Origin of the sequence: Hymenobacter sp. BRD67 (assembly GCF_013256425.1) — a bacterium.
In the GTDB taxonomy this organism is placed as follows: Bacteria; Bacteroidota; Bacteroidia; order Cytophagales; family Hymenobacteraceae; genus Hymenobacter.
On the sequence record NZ_CP053904.1, the window covers coordinates 197,779 to 214,150 of the forward strand.

Annotated in this window: 20 protein-coding genes, 1 tRNA gene and 3 pseudogenes; 16 read left to right on the forward strand and 8 right to left on the reverse strand. The window is 61.8% G+C overall.

Going from position 1 to position 16,372, the window contains the following annotated elements; translation table 11 throughout:
- Positions 1-690: 690 nt before the first annotated feature.
- The 7 genes and pseudogenes from GKZ67_RS24895 to GKZ67_RS00925 form a co-directional block, all read left to right on the forward strand.
- Positions 691-750, forward strand: a pseudogene (locus GKZ67_RS24895) (RCC1-like domain-containing protein); the annotation flags it as partial.
- Between the two features lie 47 nt (positions 751-797).
- On the forward strand, positions 798-1,271 hold the full coding sequence (locus tag GKZ67_RS22850) for an RCC1 domain-containing protein (RefSeq protein ID WP_254244986.1): 474 nt from the start codon (positions 798-800) through the stop codon (positions 1,269-1,271).
- Entirely contained in the window at positions 1,175-2,257 is a 1,083-nt protein-coding gene (locus GKZ67_RS00905; protein WP_254245301.1) for an RCC1 domain-containing protein, read from the forward strand. The genes GKZ67_RS22850 and GKZ67_RS00905 overlap by 97 nt, the downstream gene beginning before the upstream one ends.
- Entirely contained in the window at positions 2,152-2,625 is a 474-nt protein-coding gene (locus tag GKZ67_RS00910) for an RCC1 domain-containing protein (RefSeq protein WP_254244987.1), read from the forward strand. Before GKZ67_RS00905 ends, GKZ67_RS00910 begins: the two co-directional genes overlap by 106 nt.
- Complete coding sequence (locus tag GKZ67_RS00915; RefSeq protein WP_173240750.1) at positions 2,625-3,020, forward strand: hypothetical protein; 396 nt, start codon at positions 2,625-2,627, stop codon at positions 3,018-3,020. The genes GKZ67_RS00910 and GKZ67_RS00915 overlap by 1 nt, the downstream gene beginning before the upstream one ends.
- Positions 2,921-3,445: a T9SS type A sorting domain-containing protein gene (locus tag GKZ67_RS00920; protein WP_173240751.1), complete on the forward strand. Its 525-nt coding sequence runs from the start codon at positions 2,921-2,923 to the stop codon at positions 3,443-3,445. Before GKZ67_RS00915 ends, GKZ67_RS00920 begins: the two co-directional genes overlap by 100 nt.
- Before the next feature lie 239 nt (positions 3,446-3,684).
- Positions 3,685-4,384, forward strand: a pseudogene (locus tag GKZ67_RS00925) (integrase core domain-containing protein).
- Positions 4,385-4,763: 379 nt separating this feature from the next.
- Here the strand turns inward: GKZ67_RS00925 and GKZ67_RS00930 are convergent.
- The 7 genes and pseudogenes from GKZ67_RS00930 to GKZ67_RS00955 form a co-directional block, all read right to left on the reverse strand.
- The gene (locus tag GKZ67_RS00930) at positions 4,764-5,360 is read right to left on the reverse strand and encodes a hypothetical protein (RefSeq protein WP_173240752.1); all 597 of its coding nucleotides are present in this window, start codon (positions 5,358-5,360) and stop codon (positions 4,764-4,766) included.
- A gap of 201 nt (positions 5,361-5,561) precedes the next feature.
- Positions 5,562-5,798 (reverse strand): hypothetical protein, encoded by a 237-nt coding sequence (locus tag GKZ67_RS00935; RefSeq protein WP_173240753.1) that lies wholly within the window; start codon positions 5,796-5,798, stop codon positions 5,562-5,564.
- A gap of 186 nt (positions 5,799-5,984) precedes the next feature.
- Positions 5,985-6,066: transfer RNA gene (locus tag GKZ67_RS00940), tRNA-Leu, on the reverse strand.
- A 23-nt stretch (positions 6,067-6,089) separates the two neighbouring features.
- A complete protein-coding gene (gene hscB, locus GKZ67_RS00945) occupies positions 6,090-6,638 on the reverse strand; it encodes a Fe-S protein assembly co-chaperone HscB (RefSeq protein ID WP_173240754.1) in 549 nt (182 codons plus the stop codon).
- Positions 6,639-6,688: 50 nt separating this feature from the next.
- Complete coding sequence (locus tag GKZ67_RS00950; protein WP_173240755.1) at positions 6,689-6,976, reverse strand: putative quinol monooxygenase; 288 nt, start codon at positions 6,974-6,976, stop codon at positions 6,689-6,691.
- Positions 6,977-7,354: 378 nt separating this feature from the next.
- Positions 7,355-7,480 (reverse strand): annotated as a pseudogene (locus GKZ67_RS24260) (SAM hydroxide adenosyltransferase); the annotation flags it as partial.
- Positions 7,432-8,193 (reverse strand): SAM-dependent chlorinase/fluorinase, encoded by a 762-nt coding sequence (locus GKZ67_RS00955; protein ID WP_254244988.1) that lies wholly within the window; start codon positions 8,191-8,193, stop codon positions 7,432-7,434. The gene GKZ67_RS00955 and the pseudogene GKZ67_RS24260, both read right to left, overlap by 49 nt.
- A gap of 205 nt (positions 8,194-8,398) precedes the next feature.
- Between GKZ67_RS00955 and GKZ67_RS00960 the strand changes: the two genes are divergently transcribed.
- Complete coding sequence (locus tag GKZ67_RS00960; protein ID WP_173240756.1) at positions 8,399-9,493, forward strand: PhoH family protein; 1,095 nt, start codon at positions 8,399-8,401, stop codon at positions 9,491-9,493.
- Between the two features lie 109 nt (positions 9,494-9,602).
- Here the strand turns inward: GKZ67_RS00960 and GKZ67_RS00965 are convergent, their stop codons facing one another.
- Positions 9,603-9,893: a DUF3817 domain-containing protein gene (locus GKZ67_RS00965; RefSeq protein WP_173240757.1), complete on the reverse strand. Its 291-nt coding sequence runs from the start codon at positions 9,891-9,893 to the stop codon at positions 9,603-9,605.
- Between the two features lie 126 nt (positions 9,894-10,019).
- Here GKZ67_RS00965 and GKZ67_RS00970 point away from each other — a divergent pair, with 126 nt between their 5' ends.
- From GKZ67_RS00970 to GKZ67_RS01005, 8 genes are all read left to right on the forward strand, one after another.
- The gene (locus tag GKZ67_RS00970; protein WP_173240758.1) at positions 10,020-10,454 is read left to right on the forward strand and encodes a GNAT family N-acetyltransferase; all 435 of its coding nucleotides are present in this window, start codon (positions 10,020-10,022) and stop codon (positions 10,452-10,454) included.
- 147 nt (positions 10,455-10,601) lie between these two features.
- Complete coding sequence (locus GKZ67_RS00975) at positions 10,602-12,278, forward strand: ComEC/Rec2 family competence protein (protein WP_173240759.1); 1,677 nt, start codon at positions 10,602-10,604, stop codon at positions 12,276-12,278.
- Between the two features lie 205 nt (positions 12,279-12,483).
- Positions 12,484-13,065, forward strand: a complete 582-nt coding sequence (locus GKZ67_RS00980) for a hypothetical protein (RefSeq protein ID WP_173240760.1) — start codon at positions 12,484-12,486, stop codon at positions 13,063-13,065.
- A gap of 30 nt (positions 13,066-13,095) precedes the next feature.
- Positions 13,096-13,902 carry an enoyl-CoA hydratase/isomerase family protein gene (locus GKZ67_RS00985; RefSeq protein ID WP_173240761.1) on the forward strand — a complete coding sequence of 269 codons (807 nt, stop codon included), beginning with the start codon at positions 13,096-13,098 and terminating at the stop codon, positions 13,900-13,902.
- A 56-nt stretch (positions 13,903-13,958) separates the two neighbouring features.
- Positions 13,959-14,435, forward strand: coding sequence for a sterol desaturase family protein (locus tag GKZ67_RS00990; protein ID WP_173240762.1), 477 nt, complete (start codon positions 13,959-13,961; stop codon positions 14,433-14,435).
- 192 nt (positions 14,436-14,627) lie between these two features.
- Complete coding sequence (locus GKZ67_RS00995) at positions 14,628-15,038, forward strand: MerR family transcriptional regulator (protein ID WP_173240763.1); 411 nt, start codon at positions 14,628-14,630, stop codon at positions 15,036-15,038.
- 20 nt (positions 15,039-15,058) lie between these two features.
- The gene (locus GKZ67_RS01000; RefSeq protein WP_173240764.1) at positions 15,059-15,523 is read left to right on the forward strand and encodes a hypothetical protein; all 465 of its coding nucleotides are present in this window, start codon (positions 15,059-15,061) and stop codon (positions 15,521-15,523) included.
- 165 nt (positions 15,524-15,688) lie between these two features.
- Complete coding sequence (locus tag GKZ67_RS01005) at positions 15,689-16,249, forward strand: RNA polymerase sigma factor (protein ID WP_173240765.1); 561 nt, start codon at positions 15,689-15,691, stop codon at positions 16,247-16,249.
- The last annotated feature ends 123 nt before the right edge of the window (positions 16,250-16,372 follow it).

Here is a 16,372-nt window from a genome sequence, read left to right on the forward strand (position 1 = left end):
TACTAAGAGGGAGTAGGATAATAAAAAATATATTATTTGATACGAGTAATTTTCGAGCTTTTTTGCTTAGCTCTACTCTTTACTTGCTGCTTTCGGTAAGTATGCGAAGTCCCATCAAGTCCACAACTTGTTGCGAACAGGATGTATAGAAAAAACGGATTTTTATTATCCTGGTCCCTCTTAGGCGTGGTAGACCTGTGCCCTGTCATTCCGCATCGCCCCCGCCTTTAGGAAAGCGCAGGCTCCAGTGGGGATGCCCTGCCCGGATACCGCTACGCCCAGCCTGGATTTTGCGGTGTGCTTGAATGACAGCTTTAGAGTCCGCGCGTCCAGGCCATCGCATGTTTATGCGATACCCCCGCGTTGAAATGGCCGGTACCTTTGCCGGGCTGTTAGGTGGGAAGTGTGATTTTGGGGCCGGGCGCGGGTACCGTTGCTCTTTTCCCGCACCTGAAGCATCCGGTCAACTCCCATACACCGGGCACTTGCTCCTTATCCACCACTGCTGGACGCTTTATGACTGCTTTCTATTACTGGCTTGTCGCAACGCTGCGCCAAGTTTTTCTCGGCCGGCCGGTTGGACTAGTAGTTCTGCTTCTGGTATCCCTGGTCAGTCAGGCCGGGCTGCCGTCGGCCCGCCGCCTGCCGCCCAACGGCCAGCTTGCCGCGGGCAGCGCCCACTCGCTGCTGGTGCGGCCTGATGGTAGCCTCTATGCCTGGGGCGCCAACGGCAGCGGCCAGCTCGGCAACGGCAGCACCAGCAGCAGCAGCACGCCAGTGGCTGTGAGCTCGGGGCTATGCCTACCGGCACCCGCCTGGTCCAAGTGGCGGCCGGCAAACTGTTTTCGCTGGCCCTGGCCGCCGATGGCACTGCCTACGCCTGGGGCGACAATGCCAGCGGCCAGCTCGGCAATAGCACCACGGCCTCCAGCCAGGTGCCCGTGGCGGTGAGCTTGCCCACCGGCGGGCGCTTCGTGCAGGTAGCCGCCGGGCAGCTGCACGCCCTGGCCCTGGCCGCCGACGGCAGCCTCTATGCCTGGGGCGGCAACGCTAGCGGCCAGCTCGGCAACGGCACTACAGCCCCGAGCACGGCACCGGTGCCGGTGAGCCAGGGCGCCGCCCGACCGGCACCCGCTTCGTGCAGGTGGCCGCTGGCGCCACGCATTCGCTGGCCCTGGCCGCCGATGGTAGCCTCTACGCCTGGGGCGACAACACCAGCGGCCAGTTGGGCAACACCTCCAACACCAGCAGCAGTACGCCGGTGGCCGTAAGCCAGGGCGCCGCTCCGACCGGCACCCGCTTCGTGCAGGTGGCCGCCGGGCAAGGCTTCTCGCTGGCCCTGGCTGCCGACGGCACGGTCTATGCCTGGGGCCTGAACAGCGCCGGCCAGCTCGGCACCGCTACTACCGCTTCGAGTAACGCCCCGCTGGCGGCGGCTATGCCGGCCGGCACCCGCTTCGTGCAGGTGGCGGCCGGGGCCACGCATTCGCTGGCCCTGGCCGCCAATGGTAGCCTCTACGCCTGGGGCGACAACACCAGCGGCCAGCTTGGCAACACCTCCAACACCAGCAGCAGTACGCCGGTGGCCGTGAGCCAGGGCGCCGCCCCGACCGGCCTGCTCTTTGGGCAGGTGGCGGCCGGCAGCCAGGCCGCGCACTCGCTGGCGCTGGCGGCCGACGGCATGCCCTATGCCTGGGGCGCCAACGGCAGCGGCCAGCTGGGCAGCGGCTCGACCACGCAGGCCACCACGCCGGTGGCGGTAGTCGGGCTGGTCCAGCCGCGCGGCTACGTGCAGGCCGCCGTGGGCAGCCGGCATACGGTGGCCGTGCAAGCCAGCGGCGTTCTAGGCGCCTGGGGTAGCAATACCCACGGCGAGTTGGGCAATGGCACCACCAGCAGCACCGCCAATAGTACGCCCGTGGCCGTCGGGCAGGGTGCCATGCCTGCGGGCACGCGCCTGGTGCAGGTAGCGGCCGGCGACTTCTCCACCATAGCCCTGGCCGCTAGTGGCACGGCCTACACCTGGGGCTACAATAACTTCGGCCAACTAGGTAACGGCACTACCACCAGCAGCAGCACGCCGGGGGCAGTGAGCCAGGGGCCATGCCCACGGGCACGCGCCTGGTACAGGTGGCGGCTGGTCCCTCGCACATGCTGGCGCTGGCCGCCGATGGGACGGCCTATGCCTGGGGCTCGAATAGTAATGGCCAGCTGGGCAACGGAACCACCAGCAGCAGCAGCACGCCAGTGGCCGTGAGCCTGCCGGCCGGCGTGCGCCTGGTGCAGGTGGCCGTCGGCAGCAATTACTCGCTGGCCCTGGCAGCCGATGGCACCGCCTACGCCTGGGGCGCGAATAATAATGGCCAACTGGGCATCGGCACTACCACCAGCAGCAGCACGCCAGTGGCCGTGAGTCAGGGGGCCATGCCCACGGGCACGCGCTTGGTGCAGATAGCGGCCGGCAACTACCACGCGGTGGCGCTGGCCGCCGATGGAACGGTCTATGCCTGGGGTAGCAATAACGACGGCCAGCTGGGCAATGGCACTACCAACAGCACCGCCAATAGTACGCCCAACGCCGTGAGCCAGGGGCGCTGCCGGCCGGCACCCGCCTGGTGCAGGTGATGGCCAACAACTACATTTCGCAGGCCCTGGCGGCCGATGGTAAGCTCTACACCTGGGGCTATAATACCTACGGCCAGCTAGGCATCAACTCGACGACCAATAGCACGACTCCGGCGGCCGAATACAGCGGCCTGACGCAGTGGCGTGGGCTGGCGGTGGGGCCGGGGGCCAACCACGCGCTGGTGCTGGGCCAGGGCGCGGCGGTCTTTATGGCTGGTTATAACAGTCTTGGTCAGCTTGGTGATGGCACGACCACCAACTCACTGGTCTACATTCGCAACCAGGCCCGCTGCCGGTGGAGCTCACGGCCTTCACGGCCACGGCCGCCGGCCCGGCCGCCGTGCGCCTGGCCTGGGCTACGGCTTCGGAGAAAAGCAGTGCCTTCTTTGAGGTAGAGCGCAGCCCCGATGGCACCAGTTTCGCGCGCATCGGCACGGTGGCGGCCGCGGGCATCAGCAGCAATGCCCGCCACTACGAGCTGCTTGATGCCGCTCTGCCCGCTGGTGTGGCCACCGCCTACTACCGCCTGCGGCAGGTAGATATCGACGGCACGCTCAGCTACTCGCCGGTGCGGGTAGTGACGCTGGCTGCCCAAGCCGGCCTGACTCTGTACCCCAACCCGGCCACCGCGCCGGGGGCTACGCTCAGTGGCGCGCAGCCCGGCACGGTGGTGACGGTGTACGACGCGCTGGGCCGCCTCGTGACCTCGGCCCCGGCCGATGCGGCGGGCACGGCCGCGCTGGCGCTGCCAACCGGGCTGCCGGCCGGCGTGTACGTGGTGCGCGCCGGCACCCAGGCCCTGCGCCTGGCGGTGGAGTAGGAGCGCATCAAAAAGTGTGGGCCAGCTGCAGTTTTGTATAGTCTCAGGGAGTGGTGGTGTGTTTTTCGGGCTGAAATTTCGCACAGACCTATGGGACAAGTACTCCACGGCAACGGCGGCGATACGGCGCGCTAGCCAACACAGCTAGGAAAGCCTACAAAGCTTAGCGCGGATTCTGGGTGAGTGTACGTTTTTTGCCAGCCTGGCTCCCCCTCTCCTTTTCGGAGAGGGGGCCGGGGGTGAGGCGTACGCAAGATCAGAACCCGTACACTGACCCAGAATTCGCGCTAGCCACACGCTACAGCATCAAGCCAAAAACCGTAGCCAAGTGGCGCAAGCGGCCGACCACCGCCGACGCTCGCATGGGCCCGCAGCCGGTTTCAACGGTGCGCACGGCTGAGCAGGAAGCCATTGCCGTGGCCTTTCGCCGACACACTTGCACCCGCGGGCCACGCGCATGGTCGCGGCCGACTTCCTGCGCCGGGTGCTGGAAAAGCTCCCTTACAAGGTGCACCTGTACTGACCGACAACGGCGTACAGTTTGCCTGGCAGCCGCACCAGTGGTTTCCGGGCGGGCATAGCTTTGCCCGCATCTGCCGCGCCTTCGGGGTGGAGCATCGCCTGACCAACCCGGCGCACCCGTGGACCAACGGTCCCGCCGAGCGCCTGAACCGCCCCATCAAAGAAGCCACGGTCCAGCGCTACCACTACCAGACCACCGACGAACTCAACGAGCACCTGCAAGCCTTTTTGCTGGTCTACAACCATGCCAAACGCTTGAAGACCTTGCGCGGGCTGACCCCACACCAATTTGTCTGTGCGCAGTGGCAAAAAACCCCACTATCTTTACCCAAAACCCGACCCACCTCACGCTGGGACTATGCAACCGACCACCTCAGTGTCAATAGGGGAGTTCTGCCAGTACATAGGCCTGCCTGAGCGGGAAGTAGCCGCCGCCCTGCATGAGCGCTGACCCCAGCCTGCCCGCAGGCTGCTCCCACCCAAAAGGCAGGCAAAAGGCACTCGGCCCTACCGGGTACTCTCTCACCCGCAGTAGTAGTGGTGTCATCCTCGGTAGTGCCCGCCGGCTACGCCGCCCCGGCACTACCGCGCACACGATAGCTGAAGTCGGGCCCGTCCCGCTATCCGGTAGGCCCTCCCACACTCGCCGCATGGTCTGGTGCTGAAAGTCCTCGACAATCCTGGCGTAGATGAGCGTAGTTTGAATCTTGGCGTTTTGCAATACCTCCACTGGCATCCCGCGCATGAGTGACTGCGTAGCGAACGTATGACGGGCCGTGTGCATCGTTACCAGCTCTCACTTCGGCACTGCCCGCTTCATCACTTGCCCGGCCATCGTTTCCACCACCTCCACCGGGCGCTTCACCTTCGACAGCCGCGCAATGCGTTTGAGGTAGCGGTTCATCACCGCATTCGCCATCACCGGCAGCAGCCGCGACTGCGTGTCGGTGTACTTGGCCAGCAGCGCCAGCGCGGGCGGAGTCAGGTAGACGCTCACGCCGGTTCGGGTTTTCGTCTGCGTCAGCACCCTTCCCCCATCCCAGTAATATAGGTTGCCCGCATGCAGGTCGTGTAGGTCCGAGTAGCGCAGGCACGCGTAGCAGCAAAACACGAAGGCATCCCGCACCAGCGTCAGGTTGTTGGGCAGCAGCGCGCTAGCCACCTGGTCCAGCTCCGCCGCCGATAGCCAGCACTTTTCCATGTCTTCCCACTCTACCGCCAGCTTCAATGGCTCCACACTCAGCACCTGCTTGCGGTCGTCGCGCGCCCAGCTTAGAAACGGTTTCAGATGCCTGACGATGCCGGCAATCGTGTTCTGACCGAGCCCTTTCTCAGCCCGCAGCCAGCCCAGCAGGGCATCATGCGCCACCGCGTCATAACCGGCCGCCGTCACGCCGCCCGGCACTGTGGCTACCTATTCCGCCACCGCGTTGCGGGTGGTCTTGTAGCCTTATCACCGTATTAGCTCGAAAACCCCGCGCCACCAAAACGCCAGAAATTCGTCCAGCAGCTCCACCAGCCCCGGCGCAGGGGTCGCCGGCTCGCTCGCAGTGGCCATCACCGACTTCAGCGTCGCTACCGTGGGAGTTACGCCCTAAGTGCTGTAGGCATCTTCCAGGCGGTTGCGCTGCGCTTTCAGGCGCAGCGTCGCATTATCCAGGTCGGTAAATGACTTGCGGAACCAGCCCTGCTTATCTTTCCAGTCCGCCGCTATGCACTGTTCCCCGGTGGCCAGGCGCAGCCCCTGCCCATCAAATGTTGCCCGCAGGTGAATAACACACCGTCCCTGGGTGTCTGGCCGGTCCGTCCGTCGCTCAAAGTGAATGTTCATGAAAAGATGAGAAGTGAGGTGGCGTGTGGGGCACACTGGCGGCAGGGTAAGGGCAGAATTGGGAGCATTCTTCCCGCCACAGAGCGCACAGCTCATGTCGCACGAAAAAAGCCCTCGAAAAGCCATTAAATCAACGATTTACGGCTTTTCGAGGGCTTAATCTTACCCTCCCATCTTAGAGGGTCGTACCCAGAGCCGGGGTCGAACCGGCACACCTTGCGGTATTGGTGTTTGAGACCAACGCGTCTACCGATTCCGCCATCTGGGCAACTTATCCGGCTTGGTCGGTATTCACAAGCGGGCCGCAAAGGTAGCCAACTGTTGGCGAAGCCGCAAGAGATAGCGCTTTTTTAGGTAATATGTGCGCACTTGCGCCAGTGCGGCGGGGCGGTGGTCAGCAGGCAGGCCCGCATAACCGGCTAACACAGGTTCGATGCCAGCGTCGAGCGTAGCGGCTAAGGTAGCTACCTCTGCTTCGAGCTTGGCGCTGGCAGTGTGGTCCGGCTCGAACTCCAGCTCCATCAGCTGCTCGTTGAGGTCCATTACTTCCATCAGAAAGTCAGCGGGGAGTTGATTCTGCGCACTGCCTTCTTCGAGCAGGCCGTGCAGAGCCAGCAGGTAGGCCATGCGGCGGTCAGGGTCGGCAAGGGTACGGTAGGCGTCGGTATTGAGCGTGCTCAGGCGTAGCGCTTCGGCTTGCGCAGCGGGGGTGTCCTGGGCGTGAAAGTCGGGGTGCAGCTCGCGGCTGAGCTGGTAGTATTTGCTTTTGAGCGCCGCTTCATCAAGCAAAAACGCTTCGGGCAAGCCATAAAAGTCAAAGTAATTGGGCGTATCAGGCATAGAAATAAGCGGCCGGTACTTGGTTATATAATAAAGACAACTCCGGCGTTTTAGTTGGCTTTTATTACCGAAAACGCCTGCGCTGGCTCGGCCAGCAGGCGCTTGGTGGCGGGCCACACCTGGCCAAACAGCTCCGAGCGCCGGTAGGCATTGAGGGCAGTACTATCGTCCCAATGGCTGTAGGTACAGTAAATGTGAGGCTCGTCGGCATCCTGCCACAGCTCCAGATGGCGGCAGCCGGGCTGCTGGCGAATGCGGCTTTCCGATTGCCGGAACAAGGCCAGGAAGTCGGCCGTGCGGGCGGGCTGGAGCGTGAGGCGAACGATGCGGATGAGCACAGGAAAGTTTGATTTGCAGGGCGTTGTAGCTAAGAGGCCGTGGTGCTAAAAAAGTAAGCTCGAGCTTAACCCTTCCAGCCGCCGGGCGTACATAGGAACTTGTTTTTTACATTTTACTGACTTTTTTTATGCGTTACGCTCCCCGTGCCCTTTGGCTGGCGGCTCCGGCCCTCACGGCTCTGTCGCTGCTTGCTTCGTGCAATAGCAAGCCCAAAACCACTGAAACCGACAAAACAGCCGTGGTAATACCCAGTGAAGCCAATAAAGCTTCCGATAGTACTGCTGTAAAAGTAGATTCTGCTCAAGCTCCCAAGCAATAGCCGGTAGTGGCGGCCTAAGAGCCTGGATACTATATAGTATTCGGGCTTTTTTTGTGGATTAACTAGTAAAGCGCACATCTACCTGCGAATCAAAGTAAAGGCCCAGCAGCTCGCTGGCGTGCCCCTGGTTGATGGCTATCGACAAGCAGCCTTGGGGGTTAAATGTGCAAACAATCTCGCCCGGCGGTGCTGCCGCGAAGTGCGGGCGCAGCTCACGCACCACCTCGCGGCCAAAATGGACGGTAGCCGGGCGGCCCGGCCCACCACCTCCACCGCCTCCCGCGAGATGTTGGTAATCAGGTTGCCGTAGTGGTCTACGTGTACCACGTGGCCGGTAATGCGGTTGTCCTGCAGGCGCAGCTGGCGATTGGTGAGCAGATAAGCCTCGGTAGCCGGCGGCCCGAGGCTGCTCAGCGGCTGCCCCTGAGCGAGGCGCACGGCGGCCGGCGCCAGAATATCGCGCGTGGGGTTCAGGGAAACGGGCTGAAGGTTACTGGCAGCTATCGCGGGCGCTGGGGTCGCTGGTGCGGGCGGGGCCGGGGCATTCAGGCGCACGAGCTGGGCCGGGATGCCATCGCAAAGCAGGGGCAGCAGGCCGTTGTCGGCGGCTACGAAATAGTGACCCTCAAACTCGGCGGCGTGCCAGGCCGGCGCGGCTACCGCGCCGGCATCGCTGGCTCCGTAGTCGCTCACCGTGATGAGGTGCGTGGTGCCCAATGGAAAGTCACGAAACACGGCCCGGAGAACGTGTACGGCGTGGGCGATGTTGTAGGGTTCGACCCCGTGCGTAAGGTCGAGCACCGGCAGCGTAGGGGCCAGGTGCAGCAAACGGGCTTTGAGCGCGGCCACATACTGGTCGCGGTAGCCAAAATCCGTAAGCAGTGTCAGTACCCCCATGCCCGCAGTTGCCAGGTTCTTCGTAGTATTGTTTAGTGGCCGGCCAGCCGGCCGGCGCGGCTGCAAAAGTAGCCCGATTTCCGGTAGTCGGCCGGGAGTTTCCGGCCCAATGGGCTACGCTTAAAAATAATGCCAGCTGCCCATGCCGGGCTGCAGTCATTAAGCTTTCTTTTCTTTTCTCTCCCCTTTCCTCTGCCTTTCCAGCTTGCTCGAAAAAGTCATCACCCTCGAAAATGTGTCCCTGGTTGACTTCCTGGGGGCCGATAACCAGAATATTCGTCGCATTTCGGCTGCTTTTCCGGGCAGTAAAATCGTGTCCCGGGGCAACGAAATCAAGATTCAGGGCCCTGCCGAAGTCATTTCGCGGGTCAACGATATCCTTAGCTCACTCATTGAGCACTATCATCAGTACGGCGCCATCACCGACCGCGACGTGAACCAGTACCTTTCCGCCACCTCCGAGGAGGCCGAAGGCCGGGTGCTGGCGGCCTCGCCCGATGTCATCCTGTTTGGGGCCAAAGGCGGCGTCATCAAGGCCAAAACGCCCAACCAGCAAAAGCTGGTGGATACCGTGATGAAGCACGACCTCACCTTCACGCTTGGGCCCGCCGGTACCGGCAAAACCTATATTTCGGTGGCGCTGGCGGTGCGGGCGCTCAAAAATAAAGAGGTTAAAAAAATTATTATCTCGCGCCCCGTGGTGGAAGCCGGCGAAAGCCTGGGTTTCCTGCCTGGCGATATGAAGGAAAAGGTAGACCCCTACCTACGCCCGATTTACGATGCTCTGGAAGATATGATTCCGGCCGAAAAGCTGAAATTTTATCAGGAGAACAAGATTATCGAAATCGCCCCGCTGGCCTACATGCGCGGCCGGACCCTGAACAACGCCTTCGTGCTGCTCGACGAAGCCCAGAACACCACCCCCAGCCAGATTAAGATGTTCCTGACCCGCATGGGGCCCTCGGCGAAAGTGATGGTGAATGGCGACCGCAGCCAGATTGACCTGCCCACCCGCCAGAAGTCGGGCCTGATGCAGGCGCTTGATATTCTGCGTGATATTCCCGGCATCGGCTACGTAGAGATGACTGCCGACGACGTGGTGCGCCACCGGCTGGTAAAGGAAATCGTGCAGGCCTACGACAAATACGACGTGGCCGAGCAGCGCCGCGAAGCCGAGTTTAAGCAGCGTCGCCACGAGGGCAACGACCGCAGCAATGGCCATGGGCGCGCTGAGCACGGCCGCCGCCCGGCCGAGCTCGCTGAGGCTGACCTGCCTCTCAACCACGAGCAGGCTCTGTAAAAAAGGAATAAGTCCTCTCAAAAAGAAGCCCCGGCCAGCATTGGTCGGGGCTTCTTTTTTATATAGTAAATAATTTATATTCAGCGTGCCAATGGCTCCTGCGCAGCGGCTACAAACAGCCGCCGCTCGGCATAGAAGGCCCGAAGGGCAGCACCGATAGCACGAGCCCCAGCGCAGCCTTGCCCACCGACCAGCCCTGCTCGATGGTGTTTTGCACCAGTAGTAAGACATAGGAAATAAAAAATATTCCGTGGGCCATGCCCACGATGCGCACCGCTTCCGGCTGGCCGGCCAGGTATTTCAGCGGCATGGCAATGCCCAGCAGCACCAGCAGCGAAAGACCTTCCAGAATGCTGATGCCACGCAAACGGCCCAGTGACGTGTTTAGATAAGCAAGCATAACGCAAAGATACGCCGCCTGCTTAGGCGGCTGGTTGCCCAATGGCCGGGCCGTAGCCGGCGCGTCCGGATTCTGCCGCCAGGCCCGGATATTTGCGGTCGATTACGCCGTTTATCAGCTTCGTCCATGACCACCGTTCATAAAATTACCGACCTGCGCGACCTTGACGCGGCCTTTACCATCCGGGAGAAAGTATTTGTGGGCGAGCAAAATGTGCCCGCCGATGCCGAGTACGACCAGCACGACCGCGCGGCTACCACCCGCCACTACCTGGCTCACGTAGATGGCCTGCCGGCCGGCGCGGCCCGCTGGCGCCCCACCGAGCAGGGCGTAAAGCTTGAGCGCTTTGCCGTGCTGCCCGGCTTTCGTAACCACGGCGTGGGCGAAGCCCTCGTGCACCAGGTACTTGCCGACGTACGCGCCGAAGCTTCCGATGCCGCCCAGGTGTACCTGCATGCCCAGCTGCGCGCTATTCCGCTCTACGAGCGCACCGGCTTCCGGAAAGTAGGGGAGATGTTTGAGGAGTGCGATATTCAGCACTATAAGATGGTGCTGGGGTAGGAGCGAGCCGGGCGGTGTAGGGCGTAGAGCTGACTAGTTATTGGTAATCAGTAGCTAAGGCGCTTTGTGAAGTTTCACCTGCGCCTTTCAGCGGGTTTTAGTAAGTATCTATGCAAGGGCTTATCTTTTACAGATAATTTTTGCGCTATGCTTACGTGGTCTTCGGCTCCTTTCCTGCGCGTGGCGCTGGCCTATATTGGGGGCGTGGCGGGTTATTTATACCTGGGGCAGCAATGGGCCGGCAGCGCCGCGCCCTGGGCAGCGGGCCTCGTGCTGCTCTACCTGTTGAGCTGGCTCTGGAGCCAGCGCCACCCTACGCCGGCCGCTACCGATGCCGTGGGTTTGGTAGGGCTGCTGGCCGTTGCCGCGCTGGGCTTTGCCCGCAGCCAGGCCGTAACGGAAAGTCGTCGGCCCGACCACCTCGGGCACTTGGCGCCGCGTATCGAGTTTTACCGCGCTACCGTGGATGAGGCGCCCGTGGTGCGCGCCAATACGTTCGCTACTACACTGCGGGTGCAGGCGGTGCGCGTGGCCGGGCGCTGGCAGCAGGCCAGTGGCGGCATTCGGGTGAGTGTGCCGCGCCACGAAACGGCCGGCTCAGTACCAGCCCCGCGCTACGGGCAGGTGTGGCTGGTGCAGGGGGCGCCCGAGCTAAGCAAGGGCCCGGCCAACCTGGGCGAATTTGACTACCGGCGCTACTTACAGTACCAGCAGGTGTACCACGCGCAGTTTGTGCACCAGGGGCAGTATAAGGTGCTGGGCTACGCGCCGCTGAGCTGGCCGGTAGCGATTAGCCAGCGGACGGCTGCCGTGCTCGATGACGTGCTGCGCCGCTACGTGCCCAGCGTGCGCGAGTACGCGCTGGGCACGGCGCTGGTACTGGGCTTTAAGGATGATATCGACCAGGAAACCAAGCAGGCTTACGCCAACACGGGTACCACGCACATCATGGCCGTGTCGGGCTTGCAGGTGGGGCTGCTGTTTGCCGCGCTGCAATGGCTGCTGGCGCGGGTGCCGCTGGGCGGCCCGGTTGGGGGCCGCCGGCTGCTGACGGCCGGGCTGGGCCTGGTCCTCATCTGGAGCTACGCGTTCTTAACCGGCCTTTCGGCCTCGGTGCTGCGAGCCACGGTGATGTTTACGCTCGTGATACTGGGGCAGGCCTGGGAGCGGCAAAGCAGCCTCTTTAATACGCTGAGCGCGGCGGCGTTCTGCCTGCTTTTATATAATCCGTACCTGCTCTGCGACGTTGGTTTCCAGCTCTCGTTTCTGGCAGTGCTCAGTATTGTGTACCTGCAGCCGCGCATTGTGCGCTGGCTCGATGTGCACAATGCCGTGCTCGACCGCCGTCGCAGCTGGCACGCCCCGGTGGTGCAAAAAAGCTACGAAGCCACCTCCTGGCTGGCCGATGCCGGGTGGCAGCTCACGGCGCTGTCGGTGGCGGCGCAGGTGGCTACCTTTCCGCTGGGGCTGTATTATTTCCACCAGTTTCCGTTCAACTTTCTGCTGTCTAACCTGATTGCGGTGCCCATTTCGAGCCTGGCCGTGTACGTGGGCGTGGTACTGCTGCTGGTAAAGGGCCTGGTGGTGCTGCCGGCGCAGTGGCTACCCTGGCTCGACTGGCTGCCCCGGGCCGTAGGCTGGGTATTTGAGCAGCTTATCTGGCTCTTCAACGAGTATATTTTCCTCATTGGTCGGCTGCTACCGGGCGCCGTGGTTGGGGCGTGCACCTCAGCCAGGGGCAAACACTGCTGGTGTTTTTGCTTATCGGCGCGTTTTGCGCGTTCGTGGCTTCCCGCCGTCTGGCCTGGGCGGGCTGGTGCGTAGCGCTGCTGAGCTTATATAGTATAAGTAGAATGTTAGAGGCGCGGGCGGTAGCGCCGCGGCGCGAGTTCGTGGTGTACAGCATCCCAAGGCGCTCGGTGGTGGGCTTCTGGCAGGGCGCCGCCGTAGAGTTTGCCACCCCGACTCGCTGCCGCTCTCCGAAACGGAGCGCACCTATCGGCTCAAGCCCAGCCTGATACTGCGCCGCGTGCGTGCGCCGCGCTACTGCGTAGGCTGGCAGGGTGCCCGCGTGCCGGCCCGCGCCGTGGCTGCCGCCGACAGCGCCGAGGCTACGCGCCGCCACCCGCCCGCGCCGCTGGTACTGGCCCGGTGGCGCGGCCTGCGTATCGCGTTTGTGAGCGGCAGCCTGCGCCGTCTCTCCGGCCCCGCGCCCGCGCAGCCCGCCGATGTGGTGGTGCTGCGCCGCAACCCTTATCTCCATCCCGAAGCCCTGGCCGCGCACTTTGGGAAGCAGGCGCGGGTCGTGTTCGACTCGTCGTGCAAGCGCTGGTACATTGCCCGGCAAGACTCGGCCCTGCGGGCTGCCGGCTTCCGCACCTGGGATGTAAACGAGCAGGGGCCTTTACCTATGCGCTGCCACCCGGGCGGTAGCCGGCTCTCATTGGCTGCGGCAACTCGTCTGGTAAGTCATGGCCGGGCCTGCTGCCGAAAAAGAAGGATAGCAGTAAGTGAGTGCAGAATATGCTCAGAATTTTTAGCGGTAACGCAACCATTACCCCCTATTTCGCGAGTCTGTGAAATAGTATGCCGCACCGGGCGTTTAATCTAGGCGGCCGCTTTCGCCGTATTTTGTTTTACTATGACCGACTACCTCTCCCCGGAACTTGATACCCTGCGCTTTCTGCAATACGAGGTGCAGGACCGCCTGGCGTACATCACTCTCAATCGTCCGACTAAGCGCAATGCGCTCAGCGCGAACGTGGTAACGGAGCTAAAGCAGGCTTTCGAGCAGGCCGAAGCCGACGATAAGGTAAAAGTCATCATCCTGCGGGCGGCCGGCGACGTGTTCTGCGCCGGGGCCGACCTGAAGTATCTGCAAGAGCTGCAGGACAATACTTATCAGGAAAACCTGGCCGACAGCACCCACCTGATGCAGCTGTTTCACCAGATTTATACCCTCAAAAAGCTGGTAATCGGGCAGGTGCAGGGCCACGCGCTGGCCGGTGGCTGCGGCCTGGCCGCACTGTGCGACATTACGTTTGCCGTGCCCGAAGCCAAGTTTGGCTACACGGAAGTAAAAATTGGCTTCCTGCCGGCTGTCGTGAGCGTATTTCTACTGCGCCGCATCGGTGAGGCCCGCACCAAGCAGCTGCTGCTGAGCGGCGACATTATCTCGGCCCAGCAGGCGCTGGAGTATGGCCTCATCACCTTCATTGCCGAGAAAGACCAGCTGGCCGATACGGTGCGCACCTACGCCCTGCGCCTGGCCCGCGAAAACTCGGGCCACAGCATCGAAATCACCAAAGAAATTCTGGCCCGCCTGCCCGAGCTGGCTCTAGAAGATGGCCTGCGCTACGCCGCCGAGCGCAACGCAGCCACCCGTGCCTCCGACGACTGCCGCCGCGGCATTGCCGCGTTCCTGAACAAAGAGAAGCTGGACTGGTAATTAACCCACGGCGGTCGGGGCAAGCGTTATACTCGCCCCGACCGCCGTTTTTTGCTATGTCACTCCTTGTCTCCGTTCTCATCACCCTTGCTACCTTCTCCTTTATGGAGTTTTGGGCATGGTTTATGCACAAATACGTGCAGCACGGGCCGCTGTGGGTGCTGCATCGCTCGCACCACGTGCGGCCCAGCCCGCGCCCGTTTGAGCGCAATGATTGGTTTTTTGCTATATACGGGGCGCTTTCCGCGGGCCTGTTTATAACCGGCGCTAATGGCCAGCGCTGGTGGTTTTGGGTTGGCGTAGGCATTGCCTTATATGGCACGGTCTATTTCTTTGTGCACGATGGCCTGATTCACGGCCGCCTGCCCTTTTGGAAAAAAACCGACAACGTATACCTGCGGGCGCTCAACATGGCCCACAAAATGCACCATAAAACTCAGGGGCGCGACCATTCCGAAGAGTTTGGCCTGCTCTGGGTTTCACCCAAATACCTGCGCTTGGCCCGGCAGCAAGCCGGCAAAAAAGCCCGCTGATGCAGTGCCAGGGTGGTTCGGTAAACTATTTGCCGGCTTATTGAATTTGATAAGGTAATAGCCGGCTTCGCACGCACCGGCCTGTTCCTTACTACTACATTATACGCTTCTGAATACCGGCTCCACGCCAGAGCCGGACTGTTATCCAGCCTTCCAAAAAACAAACGAGTGGCTCATTATTCTATCAGCGATTTGGAGCAGCTTTCCGGCGTGAAGGCGCATACCATTCGCATCTGGGAGCAGCGCTATAACTTGCTGAAGCCCAGTCGTACTACTACTAATATTCGTACCTACAGCGAAACCGACCTGCGTCGGCTGCTCAATGTAGCTACGCTGTGCGCCCGCGGCCACCGCATCTCGCAGGTGGTGCGCCTGAGCGAGGAGGAGTGCCAGACGGCGGCCCTGGCGTTTTGCAACGAAGTAAAGCCCGCCGACAGTGCCCGGCTCAATGCGCTGCTCGGGGCGGCCCTCGACCTTGATGAGCCGCGCCTGCACCGCCAGTTTGATGAAGCCATCAGCGAGATGGGCACTGAAGAAACCATGCTGCGCCTAGGCTACCCGCTGCTGCAGCGCCTGGGGTATCGTGGAAGGAAGGCTCGCTGAGCCTGGCGCAGGAGCGCCTGGTGGCCCAGCTGCTGCGTCAGGAGCTGCTGGCCTCGGCCGATGCGCTGCCGCTTATTCCGCTGGCCCAGGCTGAGGCGCCGCGCTGGCTGTTGTTTTTGCCCGAAGGCGAGTGGCAGGAGCTTTCGCTGCTCTTTATGAATTATGCGTTGCGGGTGCGGGGCCGCCAGGTGCTGTATTTGGGGGCCAATCTGCCCATAGCCGATGTGGTGGCCGCCGCCCAGGCCTTCCGGCCCACGGTGTTGGCCACCGTGCTTACCAAGGCGCCGGCCCGTAGCCCCGTGCAGGCCTACGCCGCCGAGCTGCGCGCGCAGTGCCCCGAGGCCACTTTGGTACTATACGGGTCGCTGGCCGTGCAAACCCAGGACCTGCCCGACGGCTGCCTGCCGCTGGCCTGCCTGGCTGAGTTTCGTGATTTAATTCCGCTTGTAAATCAGCCAATTGAAGGCGAGCTGGCAGAAAGTTAGAAGGGGACGCGGTCCGGAGCCTGGCTCTGTACGTAGATAGTTGCGCCGCGGCCTGCCAGGCGGGTGCGGTATTAAAAAAGCTGAAAAAAAGCGCTGCGTAGCGAGCCATATTTCCTGCTTGTAGTCTACCTTTGTTTAAGATTCTGCTACGAACCCTTCTACAATATGACTTCTCTGGAATTCACCTCCCAAGTGCAGAAGATATCTTCCTCGCTTCGCCCCGTGGCCATGAACCTCACCCGCGATGCGGATGACGCGAAGGACCTGGTGCAGGAAACGCTGCTGAAGGCGCTGCTCAATAAGGACAAGTTTAAAGCGGGTACCAATTTGAAGGCGTGGTTGTACACCATCATGCGCAACACCTTCATCAACAATTATAACAAGATAACCAAGCGTAGCTCGAATATTGACTCTACTGAATATTTTCAGTATTTTAATACCGACGAGAACTACATTACCCACAACGGCGCTACCACCGATTTTGTGGTGCGCGACATCAACGAGGCCATTGCCAGCCTGGGCACCGACTACCGGACGCCCTTTATGATGTATTACATCGGCTACAAGTACCTGGAGATTGCCGAAAAGCTGCAAATTCCGATTGGTACCGTAAAAAACCGCATTCACATTGCCCGCAAAGACCTCAAGGCTGCCCTGAAGGTATACGCTCCTGCCGGCGCCGACCGCCCCGGCAGCGTGCTGAGCGAAGAGGCTGAGCAGGAATAGCTTGCCGAGTTGCGTACCGACTACCGACCGCCGTGCCTTCCGCCTAGCTCGGAGGGCGCGGCGTTTTTTCGTCTGTCAATGCCGTGCTGCGCTCGGTATTGGCAAAAGGCTCATAACTTATTT

What these genes read in the sequence shown, in the direction of transcription:
- GKZ67_RS22850 (WP_254244986.1), top strand. Translation starts at nt 798, where the DNA reads ATGCCTACCGGCACCCGCCTGGTCCAAGTGGCGGCCGGCAAACTGTTT.
- GKZ67_RS00910 (WP_254244987.1), top strand. Translation starts at nt 2,152, where the DNA reads ATGCTGGCGCTGGCCGCCGATGGGACGGCCTATGCCTGGGGCTCGAAT.
- GKZ67_RS00915 (WP_173240750.1), top strand. Translation starts at nt 2,625, where the DNA reads ATGGCCAACAACTACATTTCGCAGGCCCTGGCGGCCGATGGTAAGCTC.
- GKZ67_RS00935 (WP_173240753.1), bottom strand. Translation starts at nt 5,798, where the DNA reads ATGAACATTCACTTTGAGCGACGGACGGACCGGCCAGACACCCAGGGA.
- hscB (WP_173240754.1), bottom strand. Translation starts at nt 6,638, where the DNA reads ATGCCTGATACGCCCAATTACTTTGACTTTTATGGCTTGCCCGAAGCG.
- GKZ67_RS00955 (WP_254244988.1), bottom strand. Translation starts at nt 8,193, where the DNA reads ATGGGGGTACTGACACTGCTTACGGATTTTGGCTACCGCGACCAGTAT.
- GKZ67_RS00965 (WP_173240757.1), bottom strand. Translation starts at nt 9,893, where the DNA reads ATGCTTGCTTATCTAAACACGTCACTGGGCCGTTTGCGTGGCATCAGC.
- GKZ67_RS00970 (WP_173240758.1), top strand. Translation starts at nt 10,020, where the DNA reads ATGACCACCGTTCATAAAATTACCGACCTGCGCGACCTTGACGCGGCC.
- GKZ67_RS00975 (WP_173240759.1), top strand. Translation starts at nt 10,602, where the DNA reads ATGCTTACGTGGTCTTCGGCTCCTTTCCTGCGCGTGGCGCTGGCCTAT.
- GKZ67_RS00985 (WP_173240761.1), top strand. Translation starts at nt 13,096, where the DNA reads ATGACCGACTACCTCTCCCCGGAACTTGATACCCTGCGCTTTCTGCAA.
- GKZ67_RS00990 (WP_173240762.1), top strand. Translation starts at nt 13,959, where the DNA reads ATGTCACTCCTTGTCTCCGTTCTCATCACCCTTGCTACCTTCTCCTTT.
- GKZ67_RS01005 (WP_173240765.1), top strand. Translation starts at nt 15,689, where the DNA reads ATGACTTCTCTGGAATTCACCTCCCAAGTGCAGAAGATATCTTCCTCG.